The sequence below is a fragment of the Agrobacterium pusense genome, from assembly GCF_900102105.1.
Classification (GTDB): Bacteria; Pseudomonadota; Alphaproteobacteria; order Rhizobiales; family Rhizobiaceae; genus Agrobacterium; species Agrobacterium pusense.
On record NZ_FNBB01000002.1, the window covers coordinates 37,764 to 54,658 of the forward strand.

The window sequence follows — 16,895 nt, forward strand, 5'->3', positions numbered from 1 at the left end:
CATTTGACTGATTTTCTCAACATACAACCTCTTACCAAGGAGGCGTTTGCCTCCTTCGGCGACGTGATCGAAACAACACCTTCTTCCATGCGGTACATCAATGGCGGCCAGACGGAGCGGCATCATGCGCTCGCAGCGCCGGAGGCGGCAGGCGAGGGGGCACGTGTGATCCTCAATATCTTCCGCGGGCAGCCGCGCGCCTTTCCGCATGAAATCGAGATGATGGAGCGGCATCCGCTCGGCAGCCAGAGTTTTTCGCCGCTTTCCGGCCGGCCCTTTCTCGTGGTCGTTGCCGAAGACGATGGCGGCCGGCCGGGGCGGCCTCGGGTGTTTCTGGCGCGGGGCGATCAGGGCGTGAATTACCGCCGCAATGTCTGGCACTATCCGCTGATGCCGTTGCAGGCGGTTTCGGATTTTCTGGTTGCCGACCGTGACGGGCCGGGCAACAATCTGGAAGAGTATTTTTTCGACAGGCCCTATGTAATCGCGGAGCCCAGCCTATGACCGGTCTGACAACCCATGTTCTCGACGCCGCGCACGGCACGCCTGCCGAGGGGCTGGTGATCGATCTCTACCGGCTCTCCGGTGATCGCCGTGACAAGCTGAAGACGGTGCAGACAAATGGCGACGGCCGTGTCGATGGCGGGCCGCTGCTCGTTGGCGACAGTTTCAGGGCCGGTGAGTATGAGCTGGTTTTCCATGCCGGCGATTATCTGCGAGGCAAGGGCGTCGTGCTTCCGAAACCAGCCTTCCTCGATATTATCCCGATCCGTTTCGGCATTGCCGACGAGAGCGGTCATTACCATGTGCCCTTGCTGCTCTCGCCTTATAGCTATTCCACCTATCGAGGAAGCTGACACCGATGATCTTTGCCGCCATTGCCGATATTCACGGAAACTGCGCCGCGCTGGAGGCGGTGCTTGAGGATATCGCCAGGCTTGGTATCGAGGACATTGTCAATCTCGGCGATTGTTTCAGCGGTCCGCTGGAGGCCGGTTTTACCGGCGATGTGCTGGTCGGCAACTGGATTCCCAGCATCCGCGGCAATCACGACCGGGAACTGATCGAGCGTGCGCCGGAGGAGATGGGGAGCTGGGAAAGGCCCGCCCATGCGCAGCTGAGCACGGCGCACCGGGACTGGTTGCAAACTCTTCCGTTCAGCATGGTGTTCAAGGACGTCGCTTATTGCTGTCATGGTTCGCCCCGTGAGGATCTGGAATATTGGCTGGAAACGCTGTCGCCTGAAGGTGTCCTGAAATTGCGGCCTCTGGCCGAAATCGAAGCCATGGCTGAGGGTATCACGCAGCCGCTGATGCTTTGCGGCCATACCCATATTCCACGCGCCGTGCAGCTTTCAGATGGCCGGCTGATCGTCAATCCGGGCAGCGTCGGCTGTCCTGGGTGGAGGGACGATACGCCTTTCGATCACCACGTTGAAGCCGGTCACCCGCTTGCCACCTATGCGGTTCTCGAAGAAACCGCACGCGGCTGGCAGGTCTATTTCCGCAATATCCGTTACGACAACCTGGCCATGTCCGAAATGGCTCGGGTCAACGGTATTCCTTATCTGGCCCATGCGTTGGAAAACGGCTGGCTGAAGCGCTAGGGATCACCCCTCACTGGTCATCACCACGCATGCATAAGAGCGTGCCTTCAGCGCCTTGCAGGCGGAGACTGCCGAGGACTGGTCTTCGAAGCCGGTGAAGCGGGCTCTGTAGAGCGTCGCCGATCCGCTCTGCACGGCTTCGGTGTAGGGGGCGATGCCGGAATAGTTGCCGATATTGGAGCGCGCATTGGCGAGCAGCGAGCGGGCGGCGGCTTCGCTGTCGGTGGCGGCGATCTGCACTTCCCACCGGCTGCGCTGGCCGGCAGGGGCCGCGGCGGGAGCAGGCCGCGGGATGGCCGAGACCTGCATCATGTCCGCCACATCGGCGTTTGCGGTGGCAATCTGCATGGCAACCGGATCTGCCCGGCGCTCGGCGAACATCGGCAGCGGCACGGCAGCCGGCGGCACGGCGGCGGCAACATCGAAGGTGCGGCTGACTTTGGCACTGGCGACGAGCTGTTCGGTGTTGCGGCCCCTCGATGCCTGCGGCACGGCCTTGTCGAGAAGTGCAGCCATCTGGGCATCGCGGCTGCGCGCGGTCTTGCCGCCCAGCACGACGCCGACGACGCGGCGGCCATTGTGATTGACGGCACTGACGAGATTGAAGCCGGAGGCGTTGGTATAGCCGGTCTTGATGCCGTCCATCCCCTGATAACGATACATCAGATTGTTGTGGCCGCGGATGCGCTTTCCACGAAAATTGAAGGATTGCGTGGCGAAGAGGCTGTATTCTTTGGGAAAATCCCGTTGCAAGGCAAGACCGAGCTTCGCCATGTCGCGTGCCGTCGTCACCTGCGACTTGTTGGGCAGGCCGGACGCGTTGCGGAAGACCGTTTTGGTCATGCCGAGTTGGCGGGCCTTGCGGGTCATCATTTCGGCGAACCGTGCCTCTGAGCCGCCGAGGTGATCGCCCATACCTTCGGCCATGTCATTGGCGGATTTGACGATCATGCCGTAGACGGCTTCGCGCACGGTGAAGGTCTGGCCCTGACGCACATAGAGCTTCGAGGGAATGACCGATGCCCCATTCTTGGACATGGTTATCTTCTGGTCCCAGCGAAGTTTGCCGGCATGCAGCGCCTCAAAGGTCAGGTAAAGCGTCATCATCTTAGTGAGCGAGGCGGGGTGGTTCAGCACATCGGCATTGCGGGCGGCCAGAACCTTGCCGGTATTGGCGTCCATGATGAAATGGGCATAGCCCGCCTGCGCCGGCGACGCATGGAGCGAGAGGATCGCGCAAAAGAAGGCGAGTGCAAAAATCCAGGCACCCGCCATTCCCCGTTTGATCATTCCCGACATAGTTCACCCCTTTTGTTCGATCGCCGCGCTGGGCAAAGTTTTACTGACACTTTCCGGCAACAAAACCGCTAAAACTTTAGAGATCGCTTTCATGCTTAATTAAGTATGAATTTCAACCCGACAGCTGCCCTCACAATTTCCTTGAAAAGAAACCAACCGTCCGGTATGTTTTACGACATGACAAACGCTCATGAACGCAAGAAGCAGCCTGAGGTGGTGCGCCGCAATCTACTCGATTGCGCGGCGAAACTTGCTGCTGAACAAGGGGTTGCAGCACTTTCCGTGCAGGCGGTGGCGGATGCGGCGGGAGTGACCAAGGGCGGGCTGTTTCACCATTTTCCTTCCAAGCAGGTGCTGCTCGAAGCCGTCATGACTGACCTTCTGGCGGCGCTGGACAACGAGATCGATGCTCTCATCTCACAGGATCGTGAAGCTTCTGGAAGCTTTACGCGGGCCTATGTAAACGCGGTTTTCTCTGATCGGGGCAGGGATTCGGGTCGGCAATGGGCAGCGATCTCCGTTTCGATGGTCGGCGAACCGTCGCTTCGACGCATGTGGAACAGCTGGATCGAGGGTCGTCTTGTCCGTCATAAAGAAACGGATGACGGGGTGGTACTGGAGATGGTGCGGCTGGCTGCCGACGGCATCTGGTTTGCCGATCTGCTGGCCGACGACGGCAAAGCGGGTGGCGACAGGGCGGCTCTGAGGGCCCGGATGATCGCCCAGACGAAGAAGGATAGGTGACGATGAATACCGCGGTCTTCACTTATGGCGCGCTTGTCGCAGCCATTGTCTGCGAGGTAATCGCCACCTCCTTCCTGCAGCAATCGCAGCAGTTCACCAGGCTGGTGCCGACCGTGCTGATGGCGTTGTTTTACGGTGCAGCCATTTATCTTCTGTCGTTCACGCTGCGGGCGCTGCCGGTCGGCGTGGCCTACGCGATCTGGAGCGGGCTTGGCATCGTGCTGATTTCCGGCATCGGATATTTCGTGTTCCGCCAGACGCTGGATATTGCCGCCGTCATCGGCCTCGGCTTCATCATCACCGGCGTGGTGATCGTGAACGTGTTTTCGAAAACGGTCGGGCATTGAGGGGCTGGGTGGTGTAGCGCGAAGGCTATACCAACCGCCGTCATCCCGGCCTTGAGCCAGGATCCGGCGCGATCAAGTCTTTGATCGCGAGAGACTCTTTCGCGGCGCAGACGCGCCGCGGCTGGATGCCGGATCTAGTCCGGCATGACCGTAGAGAGCTCCGCGAGCTGTGGTTGCCATGCCGGAAGTTCTGCCCTTCTGACATCACGCCAGAATGCTGCGATCCACATCGGTAATCAGCCGCTTGCCGCAGAGCGCCATGCTGACATCCATTTCCTTGCGGATGATCTCGAGCGCTGTCGTCACGCCCTGCTTGCCATCCGCACCGAGGCCATAGAGAAAGGGCCGGCCGATATAGGTGCCCTTTGCGCCAAGCGCCACGGCCTTCAGCACATCCTGACCGGAGCGGATGCCGCCATCCATGTGCACCTCGACCCTGTCGCCCACAGCATCGACGATTTTCGGCAGCATGGCGATGGAGGAGTGCGCGCCGTCGAGCTGGCGGCCGCCATGGTTGGAGACGATGATGGCATCGGCGCCGGTATCGAGTGAAGCGCGGGCGTCTTCCTCGTCAAGAATGCCCTTGAGGATAAGTTTGCCGCCCCAGCGTTCCTTGATCCATTCAACGTCTTTCCAGGATAAACGCGGATCGAACTGCTCGGCCGTCCAGGAAGAGAGCGACGAGAGGTCGGAGACGTTCTTGGCGTGGCCGACGATGTTACCAAAGCTGCGGCGCTTGGTGCGCGCCATGTCCAGGCACCATTTGGGCCGGGTCGCCATCTGCCAGATGTGTTTCGGGGTGAATTTCGGCGGGGCCGAGAGGCCGTTGCGCAGATCCTTGTGCCGCTGGCCAAGGATCTGCAGGTCGAGCGTCAGCACCAGCGCCGAGCACCCGGCGGCCTTGGCGCGGTCAATGAGGTTGTTGACGAAGTCACGGTCCTTCATCACATAAAGCTGGAACCAGAACGGTTTCGAAGTGACGGAGGCCACATCCTCGATGGAGCAGATGCTCATGGTGGAGAGCGTGAAAGGCACGCCGAATTCCTCCGCCGCCTTGGCAGCCAGCATTTCGCCATCGGCATGCTGCATGCCCGTAAGGCCCGTAGGGGAAAGCGCTACCGGCATCGAAACCTTCTCGCCGACCATTTCGGTGGCGAGCGATCGGTCGGTCATATCCACCAGCACGCGCTGGCGCAGCTTTATCTTGGCAAAATCATCCTCATTGGCGCGGTAGGTGCTTTCCGTCCACGCGCCGCTATCGGCGTAGTCGAAAAACATCTTTGGCACACGGCGCTGCGCCTGGTTTTTCAGGTCAGCTATGGTCAGGATTTTGCCCATGGATAAAGCCTTCACATTTGAATGATGGCTTCACTTAACATGAATAGCACGGTTGCGACATCGAAATCGTCGTTCTTGTTTCACCAAAAAGCGCGCAGGGATAGTTCGCAGCCAAGCACGAGCAGGCAGATGAGGAACCAGCGCCGAAATGTCGCCGGGCTAACGATATGGCGGATTTTCTGGCCAAGCCACATGCCGAGAAGCGCTGGCAGGACGGCGAGTGCGGAAAGCGACAGATGCTCGACATGAAAAGCATTCTGAGAAGCAAGACCGGCGGCAAGTGCAAGGGTGGAAATGGTGAAGGAAAGGCCGAGTGCCTGCACCAGATCGTCACGGCTAAAACCCAGCGATTGGATATAGGGCACAGCGGGTACGACGAAAATTCCGGTGCCGCCGGTCAGAAGGCCCGTCACCAGCCCCATGATGGGGGAGAGTTTTGGTTCCAGCCTTGCCGGTATCGAGATCGGTCTGGCAAGCAGGCTGTAGGCTGCGTAAACCGCGAGGCACAGGCCGAGCGCTGAGGTGGTCCAGACGCCGGTGCCCGCCGTCATCAGCCGGATACCGATGAGGGTGCCAAGCGCAATGGCGATCATCATCGGCCACAGCCGCTTCACGATGGCCCGGAAATCAGGCCCGGCCAGCAATTGCCAGATATTGGTGATGAACGAGGGCAGGATGAGCAGGCCGGCGGCGATGACCGGGGGCATGAAGAGGCCGAGCACGCCCATGGCAACAGTCGGCAGCCCCATGCCGGTCACGCCCTTGACGATGCCGGCAACGATGAATGTTGTGAGGATCATCAGCAGGGTGGTTGTGTCTAGGTTCGGCACCGGGCACTCCAGAGGTCATTCGCATTCGGCCGAAATGGCGTCAGGCAATCATGTGGAGCGAGCGAGTGCCGCTTGTTTCTTCCCCCCCCCCCCCGGCGAGAAGGTCGCGGCAGCGGGATGAGGGGGGCAAGCTCTCCGAAATCCGGCAACGTTGCCCCCTCATCCGACCCTTCGGGCCACCTTCTCCCCGGCGGGGAGAAGAAAGAGGCGGCACACGCTCGATCCAATATGTGACGGATGTAAACGAGTTAGCAGCTTTATGTTTCGGCCGCAGCCGAACTATGCCAGCACGCTCTTCATCGGCTGGCCGGCCACATAGGTCTCTACCACTGTGCGGTCGTCGCCCATGGTCAGCATCAGGAACAGTTCTTCCGTGAGACTTTTCACCACTTCCATCTTCAGGGCCATGGCTGACGTCGAGGAGGCGTTCAACACCGTGATGTCGGCATCCGTGCCGGCCTCCAGCGTGCCGATGCGGTCGACCATGGAGAGCGCTTCTGCATTACCACGGGTCATCAGATACCAGCTTTCCAGCGGGTTGAGACGTTCGCCCAGCAATTGCTGGATTTTGTAGGCCTCGTCCATGGTGCGCAGCATGGAATAGCTCGATCCGCCGCCGATATCGGTGGCGACGGCGATACGAACAGGATTTTCGCGCCTTTGCAGCTTTTTCATCGGGAAGAGGCCGGAGCCGATGAAGAGGTTCGATGTGGGGCAATGCACTGCCACCGCGCCGGTTTCCGACAGCACGTCCGCCTCGCGATCGGACAAATGAATGGCATGGCCGAGAAGGGTTTTGTTGCCCATCAGGCCGTAACGCACATAGATGTCGGTGTAGTCGGTCGCTTCAGGGTAAAGCTCGCAGGTATATTTGATCTCGTCCAGATTTTCAGACAGATGCGTCTGGATGAAGAGATCGGGAAACTCCTGCGCCAGCGCCTGTGCTGCTTCCATCTGTTTCGGCGTGGAAGTGATGGCGAAGCGCGGGGTGATGGCGACGTGGTTGCGGCCCTTGCCGTGCCAGTCGGCGATGACCTGGCGTGTCTCGTCATAGGAAGTTTCCGGTGTGTCCAGCAGGCCCTGCGGGGCGTTGCGGTCCATCATCACCTTGCCGCCGACCATCAGCATGTTGCGCTTCATGGCTTCCGCGAAGAAGGCGTCGGCGGAGGTTTTGTGCACGGAGCAATAGGCGGCGGCCGTCGTCGTGCCGTGGCGCAGAAGCTCATCGTAGAAATGCGTGGCGATGCGTTGAGCATGCGCGCTTTCAACGAAACGGCACTCCTCCGGGAAGGTATAGGTGTTCAGCCATTCCAGCAGGTTGGCGGCATAGGAGCCGACGACCTGCATTTGCGGGAAATGCAGGTGCATGTCGATGAGGCCGGGCACGATAAGGTGCGGGCGGTGGTCCTTTTCCTCGACGTCTTCGGGTGCTGTCTTACGGATATCGGCGTATTCGCCGATGGCGGCGATCTTGCCGTCTTCGAGAAGCAGGCCGCCATCTTCAATATAGAGATAGCTTTGCGTATCGTCGATTGCGAGCGGCGCGCGGCGGAAGCTCAGCAGGCGGCCACGCAGCAGAACCAGGCTCATTCAGTCTTTCCTTCGGCTTTTCCAGCCCCGGAAACCGCACTTTCATACCATGCGGTGAGCACCTTGCGCTCATCCGGGGTGATGGCGGTGATGTTGCCGGGAGGCATGGCATGGCTGCGCCCGGCTTGCAAATAGATTTCGCGCGCGTGGGCGGCGATCTGTTCGTCGGTTTCGAGCTTCACCGATTTCGGCGTGAACGGCACGCCTTCCCACGCCGGCTCGGCGGCATGGCACATGGAACAGCGACCCTGAACCACGTCACGGGCCTTGGTAAAATGGGCATCGCTGACGAATTGCTGCTGCATGGGTGAGAGGGTGGCGGCCTTCTCTTCCTGTTCGCCGGTCAGCACTTTCGGCACGGTGGAAAGCCACATGATGACGATGAAGATGAGGGCGGTCGCAAGCCATGTCCATGTCGGCTTGCCCTTGCGGGCATGGGTGGTGTTGAACCAGTGGCGGATGGTAACGCCCATCAGGAACACCAGCGCTGCGATGATCCAGTTAAACTGCGTGGCGAAGGCCAGCGGATAATGGTTCGACAGCATGAAGAAGATGACGGGCAGCGTCAGGTAGTTGTTGTGCAGCGAGCGCTGTTTGGCGATGCGGCCATATTTCGGGTCCGGTGTTCGCCCGGCGATCAGGTCTGCGACGACGATCTTCTGGTTGGGGATGATGATGAAAAAGACGTTCGCCGACATGATGGTGGCGGTAAACGCACCCAGATGCAGGAAGGCGGCGCGACCGGTGAAGACCTGCGTGTAACCCCAGGCCATCGCCACCAGCGCGACATAAAGCACGATCATCAGGCCCCAGGTATTGTTGCCGAGCGGCGATTTGCAGAGGAAATCATAAAACAGCCAGCCGATGGCGAGCGATGCCAGTGACAGGGCGATGGCCTGGAACTGGGTGAGATCAAGCACGGAATGGTCGATGAGGAACAGGTCCGCGCCGCCATAATAAACGATGCAGAGCATGGCGAAGCCGGAAAGCCAGGTGACGTAGCTTTCCCATTTGAACCATGTCAGGTGCTCGGGCATCTGGGCAGGGGCGACCAGATATTTCTGGATGTGGTAAAAGCCGCCGCCATGCACCTGCCATTCCTCGCCATAGGCCCCCGGCGGCAGATGCGGCCGCTTGACCAGCCCGAGATCGAGCGCGATGAAATAAAAGGATGAGCCAATCCAGGCGATGGCGGTGATGACGTGGAGCCAGCGGACGGCAAAGGCCATCCATTCCCACGCAATGGCGTATTCGTACATGCGGTTCCCCTGATCCTTGTGCAGCGCACCTTGCGAGAAATTTGGCCTTTAGGGAAGGGAAAAGCAGAGACCGGGCAGAGATTGTTCACAATGCAACGCGGTTGTGTCTGCAATCCTGGGCCGGTCCGTTCCGGCTTGGCGATCAAGCCCTCGAAAGCTGGAAACGGTCTATCCTGTCGTTGAGTTTGTGCTTAGCTGGCTAAGGCGACTCAGCTATGATCCTGTGTGCAGCCTGCTGATGTGTTAGAATATCAGGCTGTGGACTCTCGCGCCGATGCGCAGGGCTCCCATGACATGTTTCGCTGGCGGTTTTTCCGAAAGCGGGCGCTGCGAACCCTGGGCGGAGCAGATCAGGGGGCAGGTGTCGCAGTTCCCGGTGCCATTGTGTCCGGGTGTGAGTGATATGAGATTTTAAGTTAAGGGACGCAATGATCTTCCGGCTGCCGCCGTTGTTTTCAACGGAGACCGTGCCGATGCGCCTTGTTCTGACGGTTCTTTTTCTGCTTTTTGCATTCAGCGCCACCGCGCTTGCCCATGAATCCCATAAGGGATTCGAATATGAAAGCTACTGCTGCAACGGCGATGCCGAAACCGGCGACTGCCAGATGATCCCGACACGCAGCGTTCGGGTGACGTCTGATGGTTACGAGGTCTCGCTTGCGCCCGGCGATCACCGCATGGTCACGCGACGTCACGTTTTCAACTGGTCCCAGAGCCAGGCGCGTCGATCCGAAGACGGCGAGTACCACCTCTGTCTGTTTCCGGATGAGGATACGCCGCGGTGCTTTTATGCGCCGGATATGGGGTATTGAGGCTGCTGCTGCGGCCGGCTTTCCTCGATCCGCTTCAAAATCCAGTCGCGGAAGAGCCTTATCTTGCGAATGTTCCGGCGGTTTTCGGGGTAGACCAGCCAGTAGTTCTTGCCCTCGCTGCTGAGATGCTCGAAGGGTTGATAAAGGCGGCCGAGCGCAATCTCATCGGCATAGAGTTCCGGGGTGAGCATGGCGACGCCCTGGCTGGCGATCGCCGCTGCGGCCTCGAAGGCCTGCACATTGAGACGGCTGCGGGGATAACGGTCGAGACCGGGATTTTCAACGCCCACTTCCTGAAACCACTGGCTCCACCAGATATCGCCGGGATCAATGATGCGCAGGCGCAGCAGATCTTCCGGGCGGTGCAATCCGCCGATGCTGTCAGCAAGACTTGGGTGCAGCATCGGCGTATAAACGCCACGCAGCAGTTGATGGTAGATCAGCCCTTTACCGTTATCTTTGCTCCAGCGAATGGCGACATCGCAGTCTGATTGGGAAAAATCGATCAGTGAGCTCGATGTATCAAGCCGCACCGCGATTGAGGGATGTTCAAGCTGGAAAGCGCCCAGATGCCGCGAAAGCCAGCGCGACGCAAAGGTGGCGGTTGAGTGGATTGTCAGCGTTGCGTCGGGCGCGTCGCGCACGCTATCGACAGCCTCCTTTAAGGTATTAAAGGCTTCCGCAACTTTCGGCGCTAATTTTTCTCCAGCCTCGGTCAGCGAGACTTGCCGCGCCTTTCTTATGAAGAGCGGCTCTCCGATATTCTCCTCCAGCAGTTTCACCTGATAGCTGACTGCCGTCTGCGTCATGCCCAATTCCTCGCCGGCCTTGGTGAAGCTCATGTGTCTTGCGGCGGCTTCGAACACCCGCAGGGCATTCAGGGGGAACTGGCGTGACATTTTCATGGATAAGTTCTCTTTATGCCAATTGCCGAAGGTTTCATTGGTTTTAATTCGGAAATCAGAGCATTTTTAGCGTAATTCATCAACTGAGCTTCTGACATTTTTGAACGGAGACGAACATGCGCACAGCACTCTTGCGCGCGTGGTCCCGCCTGCGCGCGGGCCTGCGGACAGCGGAACGATTTACCCTAGAGAGCCTCCAACCCGACAATCTGGCGGATGAAAGCCTGCCGGACGCGCTCAAGCGAGATCTAGGCCTTGAGGATGGCCGTATTGATTACCGCTGCGGCGGGTTTCGGCAGCGGAAAATGCTTGAAGCAACTCGGCTGCCACAAGGGCCGCTATAACGGCGGGACGCTTGTCCCTGACGCTGCTGCCGCCGATGGGCAGGGTGAGTTTCGCAAGGCGGGAGGGCGGCTCGCCTTCCCGCTCCAGCCAATGGGCAAAGGTAGCGCGTTTGGTCTTCGAGCCGATCATGCCGACATAGGCGAGATCGTTGCGAGCGAGCGCCTCCTTCGCGATCATGAAATCGAGTGCATGATCGTGGGTAACGATGACCGCGGCCCCATTTGCTGGGATTTTCCGAACGAATGCTTCCGGCATGGGGGTGAGTATGGACGCCGCTGCCGACGGAAGATCGCGCAGTTCGTTTTCGCGTGTTTCGACCACGGTCAGGGTCAGGGGCAACAGCGACAGGGCCTCAGCCAGCGCCTTGCCCACGTGGCCAGCACCAAAAATGAAAACGGCGGGCTGCTGCTCAGCTTCGCCCTTCAGCTTTGCCTCAAGCGCGGCGGCAATATCCGCCGTGACCAGCCGAAAGCGCAGGAGCGTGCGCCCGCCGCAGCATTGGCCGATTTCGGGGCCGAGCGGTATATCCATGCGGTCTTCGGCAACACCGCTGCGCAGCATGGCGCGGGCATGGTCTATGGCCATATATTCGAACTGGCCGCCGCCGATGGTTTCCCAGATTGCCTTCTGGCTGACCAGCATGAAGGTGCCGGCCTCGCGCGGTGACGAGCCTTTCACGGCTTCGATTTCCACGAGGATTGTGGAGGTGTAGCGGGCGAGGAAAGTGGAGAGGGAGGCGTCAGGCATTGGGGCTGGCCCCCTCATCCGGCGCTGCGCGCCACCTTCTCCCCGGCGGGGAGAAGAAACCCGGAGAACTGGCTCCGTCCATCTTACGTGCTTGCAGGAAGGGTGAGGCGATGCGGCATCTTTCTTCTCCCCGACGGGGAGAAGGCGGCCCGAAGGGACGGATGAGGGGGCTCGGCCGCATGGTACGTCCTCCCTCAAATCTTCTTCAACCGTTCCACCGCCATCAGCACCCGCTCCGGCGTCGCTGGCGCGTCGAGCCGCGGGCAGACCTTGTAATCTGCCACGGAAGCGACGGCCATGGAGAGGGCTTCGAGAACCGAGATGGCCAGCATGAAGGGTGGTTCGCCCACGGCCTTGGAGCGGCCAATGGTGGGTTCGGCATTTTCCGACCATTCCGCCAGCCTGACGTTGAAGCTCTTCGGCCGGTCGGAGGCGAGCGGGATCTTGTAGGTGGAAGGCGCGTGGGTGCGCAGCCGCCCCTTGCCGTCCCACCACAATTCCTCCGTGGTCAGCCAGCCCATGCCCTGCACGAAGGCGCCCTCGATCTGGCCGATATCGATGGCCGGGTTGAGCGACTTGCCGACATCGTGGAGGATATCGGTACGTTCCATCAGGTATTCACCGGTCAGCGTGTCGATCGATACTTCCGAGCACGCCGCGCCATAGGCGAAATAATAAAACGGCGTGCCACGGCCGGCGGCGCGATCCCAGTGGATTTTCGGCGTCTTGTAAAAACCGGCGGCGGAAAGCTGCACGCGGGCGAAATAGGCCTTCTTGATGAAGTCGTTAAAGGCGATTTCCTCAAGGCCGATGCGCACCCGGTTCGGCAGGAAGACGACTTCCTCTTCCGGCACGTTCCAGTTCTCGGCGGCGAATTTGATCAGCCGATCGCGGATCTGGCGGGCGGCGTCATAGGCGGCCATGCCGTTAAGGTCGGTGCCTGACGAGGCGGCGGTGGCTGACGTGTTCGGCACCTTGCCTGTGGTGGTGGCGGTGATTTTCACCCTGTTGATATCCACCTGGAAGGCATCGGCCACGACCTGCGCCACCTTGGTGTAAAGGCCCTGGCCCATTTCGGTGCCGCCATGGTTCAGATGGATGGAGCCGTCATTATAGATATGCACCAGCGCTCCGGCCTGGTTGAAGGCGGTCATGGTGAAGGAGATGCCGAATTTGACAGGGGTGAGCGCAATGCCCTTGCGGATGACCGGGCTGGTTTTGTTGAATTCGATGATCGCCTCGCGTCGTCCGCGATAGTCGCTTGACGTCTCCAGCTCCTCGACAACGCGGGCGATGATGTTGTCCTCGACTTCCTGATGATAGGGCGTCGTGGTGCGGCCGGAACCGGTCTCGCCGTAGAAATTCAGCTTGCGGATATCGAGCGGGTCCTTGCCGACGGCATAGGCGATTTCTTCGATAAATCGTTCCGCGCCGAGCATGCCCTGCGGGCCGCCGAAACCGCGAAAGGCGGTATTGGAGACGGTGTGGGTTTTGAGCGGCCGCGAGGTGAGGTGCACATGCGGATAGAAATAGCTGGAATCCGCATGGAACAGCGCTCGGTCGGTGACCGGGCCGGATAGATCGGAGGAAAAACCGCAGCGGGCGGCATAGGTGGCATCGACGGCGTGGATGCGGCCCTCATCATCGAAGCCCAGCTCGTAATCGACGCGGAAATCGTGGCGTTTGCCTGTTGCCGTCATGTCCTCGTCGCGGTCCGGCCGGATTTTCACGGCCCGGTTCAGCTTCTTGGCGGCGATGGCGCAGAGCGCGGCGAACTGGTTGCCCTGCGTTTCCTTGCCGCCGAAGCCGCCGCCCATGCGGCGCACCTGCACGGTAACGGCATTGGATGGCACCTGCAGGATGTGGCTGACGATGTGCTGGATTTCGCTCGGATGCTGGGTGGAGCTCCACACCGTCACATCATCGTCTTCGCCCGGCACCGCCATGGCGATGTGGCCCTCGAGGTAAAAATGTTCCTGTCCGCCGATCCGCATCGTGCCGGTGAGGCGGCGTGGCGCGACATCCATTTCCAGCTTCGCATCGCCACGCTTCAGCGTCATCGGATCGATGACGAGCGCGCCGCCATTTTCAATCGCCGTATCGATGTCGGTGAAATGCGGCAGATCCTTATAGGTGATCTTTGCTTTCCGGGCGGCCTTGCGAGCAATATCGCGCGTCTCGGCGAAGACCGCGAAGATCGGCTGGCCGTGGAATTCGACCTTGGTTTCGGCAAGCAGCGGCTCGTCGTGACGGCCGCCGGAGGAAATGTCATTTTCGCCGGGCACGTCCTTACCGGTCATCACCCAGAGAACGCCCGGTGTGGCTTCGACCTCGGAGAGGTCCATCGACACAATTTCCGCGTGGGCACGGTCCGCCATGCCCAGCGCGCCGTGGATGAGGCCCGCGGGTTCGGGAATATCGTCGATATATTCGGCGCTGCCCGTCACGTGCTTGTGGGCGGAATCGTGACGGAGCGAGGTGTGCATCGGGCCGTCGATTTCGGTCTTGGTCTTGTCGAAGCTTGTGGTGTCCATGGTTCAAGCCTCCTCCAGCGAGAAGCGGGCAAGTTCCTGCTTTTCCCCTGCTGTCTCGAGGAAAAACCGTGTCAGCAAATTCTTGGCCGTCAGTTGCCGATATTCGGCGGTCGCCCGCCAGTCGGTCAGCGGGGTGAAATCCTCGTCCAACGCATCGCGCGCGGCATCAATCGTGTCCTGCGACCACGCTTTACCGAGAAGCGCCGCCTCCAGATGTGCAGCGCGTTTCGGCGTACCGGCCATGCCGCCGAAGGCGATGCGGATGTCTTCGACTGCGCCCTCAGCATCAAGCGTCAGATTGAACGCTCCGCACAGCGCGGAAATATCCTCGTCGCGGCGTTTGGAAATTTTGTAGACGGCATAGCGGCTTGCAGGATTCAGGAACGGAATCAAGAGCTTTTCGACGAATTCGCCGCTCAGCCGGTCCTGTTTGCCGTAATCGATGAAATAGCTTTCCAGCGGCAGGCTGCGGTTTCCCGAGGAAGAACGCAGAGTCAGCGTCGCGTTAAGCGCGATCAGCGCCGGCGGTGTATCTCCGATAGGCGAGCCATTGGCGATGTTGCCGCCGATGGTGCCCATGTTGCGCACCTGCTCGCCGCCGAGACGATCGAACAACCGGGCAAGCGGCGGGAAATGCTCTGCGATGGTCTTGAAGGCCTGGCTGTAGGTGACGCCCGCGCCGAGCGTGATACCGTCTTCCCCCACCGTGATGGTCTGCAGGTCGCCGAGATTGTTGATGAAAATGACAGGATTCAGCGCCCGCATCTGCTTCGTCACCCACAGGCCGACATCGGTTGAGCCGGCAACGATGGTCGCTTTCGGCTCCGCGGCGTAGATTTCGGTAAGATCAGCAAGCGTTGCCGGAATTATGGTGCGGTCTTCGCCGCTGACGATGGTGATCGTCTCGTTTTCGCGGATCGCCCAAAGCCGTGCCATAATATCGGTGCGGTCCCGTTGCAGCGGGTCGAACAGGGCGCTCGGGCGGGCGGTAGCGATTTTTTCGGCGGCCTTCACGATCGGCTCGTAACCCGTGCACCGACAGAGATTGCCTTGCAGCGCCTTCTCGATATCGGCGCGGCCTGGGTTTTCGCTGGTCAGCCACAGGCCGTAAAGCGACATGATGAAGCCCGGCGTGCAAAAGCCGCATTGCGAGCCGTGGAAATCCACCATGGCCTGCTGCACGGGATGCAACGTGCCGTCGCGGGCTGCCAGATGCTCCACTGTCACGATATGGGTGCCGTGCAGCGAGCCCAGAAAACGGATGCAGGCATTGACGCTTTCATAACGCAGCGAACCGTCCAGCAGCCGCCCAACCAGCACCGTGCACGCGCCGCAGTCGCCTTCCGCGCAGCCTTCCTTGGTCCCGGTCAACCGCTTGCTGATGCGGAGGTAATCGAGAAGCGTGTCTGTCGGTCCGAAATCCCTAAGCGAGATCGTTTCGCTGTTGAGGATGAAGCTGATCGCGTCGTTCATGCAATGCCTTGCTTTTTGTCCGGCCGCCGAGCCGGTTTCTTGTTGTTCATCTATGCACGCCCCGGCGGGCATATCGATTTCCGTTTTGGCAATTCATTCTTTCCATAACGGAAAGAAAATTGGCGATTATTGTGCCGTCCATCCACCGTCGACGGAAATATGCGTGCCGGTGATGTTGCTGGCGGCGTCGCTGGCCAGGAATATGGCCGCGGTCGCGACATCATCGACGGTGACGAATTGCTTCGTCGCCTGCAATTCCAGCATCACGTCTTTCTTCACCGCCTCTTCGCTGATGCCACGCACCTTGGCCATCTCAGGTATCTGTTTTTCCACCAGCGGGGTGAGCACATAACCGGGACAGATGGCGTTGACGGTAACCCCGGTCTGCGCAAGCTCCAGCGCCGCCGTCTTCGTCAGGCCCATGATGCCGTGTTTGGCCGCCACATAGGCCGATTTGAACGGCGAGGCGACGAGGCCATGGGCCGAGGAAATGTTGATGATGCGGCCTTTGCCAGCCTTCTTCATCAGCGGTATCGCGGCGCGCATGGTATGGAAGGAACTGGTCAGATTGATGGCGATGATCCAGTCCCATTTTTCCGTCGGAAACTCCTCGATGGGCGCGATATGCTGGATGCCGGCATTGTTGATGAGCACGTCGACCGAGCCGAGCTTATCGTGCGACGACTGGATGAGATCGGCGATCTCGTCCGGTTTCGTCATGTCTGCGGGATGGTAAAGCACGCGCCCGCCGCTTTCGGCTTCCAGCACCAGACGGAGTTTTTCGATCTCGTCCTCGTCGCCGAAACCGTTCAGCACGACATTTGCGCCCTCCCTTGCAAATCGCTGGGCAATGGCAAGGCCGATGCCGCTCGTGGAGCCTGTCACGATAACTGTCCGATGCATGCTTTCCCCTTTTTGCATTACTTCGCACATATTTAAGCAGCGTATGCCCAAGAAGGCAGGCTGGCAATCGCCATTTCTGTCCGGGGTCACAGGACACGGATCCGGCGGCGCCCATCCATTTTTTCGAAGCTAAACTTCCATATTATGCGTTTGTCTGCGGGGG

16 protein-coding genes are annotated in these 16,895 nt (G+C 59.9%); 6 read left to right on the forward strand and 10 right to left on the reverse strand.

The annotated features are described in order from the left end of the window. The first annotated feature begins 3 nt into the window (after positions 1-3). The 3 genes from BLU28_RS04800 to BLU28_RS04810 are packed head-to-tail and all read left to right on the forward strand — an operon-like array spanning position 4 to position 1,606. Entirely contained in the window at positions 4-504 is a 501-nt protein-coding gene (locus BLU28_RS04800; RefSeq protein WP_004443111.1) for an ureidoglycolate lyase, read from the forward strand. After that, positions 501-857 (forward strand): hydroxyisourate hydrolase, encoded by a 357-nt coding sequence (gene uraH / locus BLU28_RS04805; protein ID WP_037089711.1) that lies wholly within the window; start codon positions 501-503, stop codon positions 855-857. The genes BLU28_RS04800 and uraH overlap by 4 nt, the downstream gene beginning before the upstream one ends. Before the next feature lie 5 nt (positions 858-862). Further along, positions 863-1,606 (forward strand): metallophosphoesterase family protein, encoded by a 744-nt coding sequence (locus tag BLU28_RS04810; protein WP_077987355.1) that lies wholly within the window; start codon positions 863-865, stop codon positions 1,604-1,606. Between the two features lie 3 nt (positions 1,607-1,609). Here BLU28_RS04810 and BLU28_RS04815 read toward each other — a convergent pair whose 3' ends face one another. Continuing rightward, positions 1,610-2,881, reverse strand: coding sequence for a D-alanyl-D-alanine carboxypeptidase (locus BLU28_RS04815; protein WP_060942403.1), 1,272 nt, complete (start codon positions 2,879-2,881; stop codon positions 1,610-1,612). Between the two features lie 189 nt (positions 2,882-3,070). Between BLU28_RS04815 and BLU28_RS04820 the strand changes: the two genes are divergently transcribed. Together BLU28_RS04820 and BLU28_RS04825 are read left to right on the forward strand one after the other, a co-directional pair. Further along, entirely contained in the window at positions 3,071-3,649 is a 579-nt protein-coding gene (locus tag BLU28_RS04820; RefSeq protein WP_077987357.1) for a TetR/AcrR family transcriptional regulator, read from the forward strand. A 2-nt stretch (positions 3,650-3,651) separates the two neighbouring features. Further along, the gene (locus tag BLU28_RS04825; protein WP_077987358.1) at positions 3,652-3,996 is read left to right on the forward strand and encodes a DMT family transporter; all 345 of its coding nucleotides are present in this window, start codon (positions 3,652-3,654) and stop codon (positions 3,994-3,996) included. Between the two features lie 204 nt (positions 3,997-4,200). Here BLU28_RS04825 and BLU28_RS04830 read toward each other — a convergent pair whose 3' ends face one another. The 4 genes from BLU28_RS04830 to puuD form a co-directional block, all read right to left on the reverse strand. Beyond that, entirely contained in the window at positions 4,201-5,334 is a 1,134-nt protein-coding gene (locus BLU28_RS04830) for an alpha-hydroxy acid oxidase (protein WP_004443103.1), read from the reverse strand. 80 nt (positions 5,335-5,414) lie between these two features. After that, entirely contained in the window at positions 5,415-6,134 is a 720-nt protein-coding gene (locus tag BLU28_RS04835; RefSeq protein ID WP_077987360.1) for a sulfite exporter TauE/SafE family protein, read from the reverse strand. Between the two features lie 309 nt (positions 6,135-6,443). Beyond that, positions 6,444-7,754: a guanine deaminase gene (guaD, locus tag BLU28_RS04840; protein WP_077987361.1), complete on the reverse strand. Its 1,311-nt coding sequence runs from the start codon at positions 7,752-7,754 to the stop codon at positions 6,444-6,446. Beyond that, positions 7,751-9,013 (reverse strand): urate hydroxylase PuuD, encoded by a 1,263-nt coding sequence (gene puuD, locus BLU28_RS04845; protein ID WP_004443099.1) that lies wholly within the window; start codon positions 9,011-9,013, stop codon positions 7,751-7,753. The genes guaD and puuD overlap by 4 nt, the downstream gene beginning before the upstream one ends. 473 nt (positions 9,014-9,486) lie before the next feature. Here puuD and BLU28_RS04850 point away from each other — a divergent pair, with 473 nt between their 5' ends. After that, a complete protein-coding gene (locus tag BLU28_RS04850; RefSeq protein ID WP_175477667.1) occupies positions 9,487-9,825 on the forward strand; it encodes a hypothetical protein in 339 nt (112 codons plus the stop codon). On the opposite strand, the gene BLU28_RS04855 is transcribed toward BLU28_RS04850, so the two are convergent. The 5 genes from BLU28_RS04855 to BLU28_RS04875 form a co-directional block, all read right to left on the reverse strand. Next, positions 9,801-10,730: a LysR substrate-binding domain-containing protein gene (locus BLU28_RS04855; protein WP_037089720.1), complete on the reverse strand. Its 930-nt coding sequence runs from the start codon at positions 10,728-10,730 to the stop codon at positions 9,801-9,803. The two genes, BLU28_RS04850 and BLU28_RS04855, sit on opposite strands and share 25 nt — an antisense overlap. 237 nt (positions 10,731-10,967) lie before the next feature. Then, positions 10,968-11,822 (reverse strand): xanthine dehydrogenase accessory protein XdhC, encoded by an 855-nt coding sequence (gene xdhC / locus BLU28_RS04860; RefSeq protein ID WP_168247037.1) that lies wholly within the window; start codon positions 11,820-11,822, stop codon positions 10,968-10,970. A gap of 194 nt (positions 11,823-12,016) precedes the next feature. Then, positions 12,017-14,356, reverse strand: a complete 2,340-nt coding sequence (gene xdhB / locus BLU28_RS04865; protein WP_168247038.1) for a xanthine dehydrogenase molybdopterin binding subunit — start codon at positions 14,354-14,356, stop codon at positions 12,017-12,019. Positions 14,357-14,359: 3 nt separating this feature from the next. Continuing rightward, positions 14,360-15,829: a xanthine dehydrogenase small subunit gene (xdhA, locus tag BLU28_RS04870; protein ID WP_077987363.1), complete on the reverse strand. Its 1,470-nt coding sequence runs from the start codon at positions 15,827-15,829 to the stop codon at positions 14,360-14,362. A gap of 126 nt (positions 15,830-15,955) precedes the next feature. After that, positions 15,956-16,732 carry a 3-hydroxybutyrate dehydrogenase gene (locus BLU28_RS04875; RefSeq protein ID WP_077987364.1) on the reverse strand — a complete coding sequence of 259 codons (777 nt, stop codon included), beginning with the start codon at positions 16,730-16,732 and terminating at the stop codon, positions 15,956-15,958. Between the last annotated feature and the right edge of the window lie 163 nt (positions 16,733-16,895).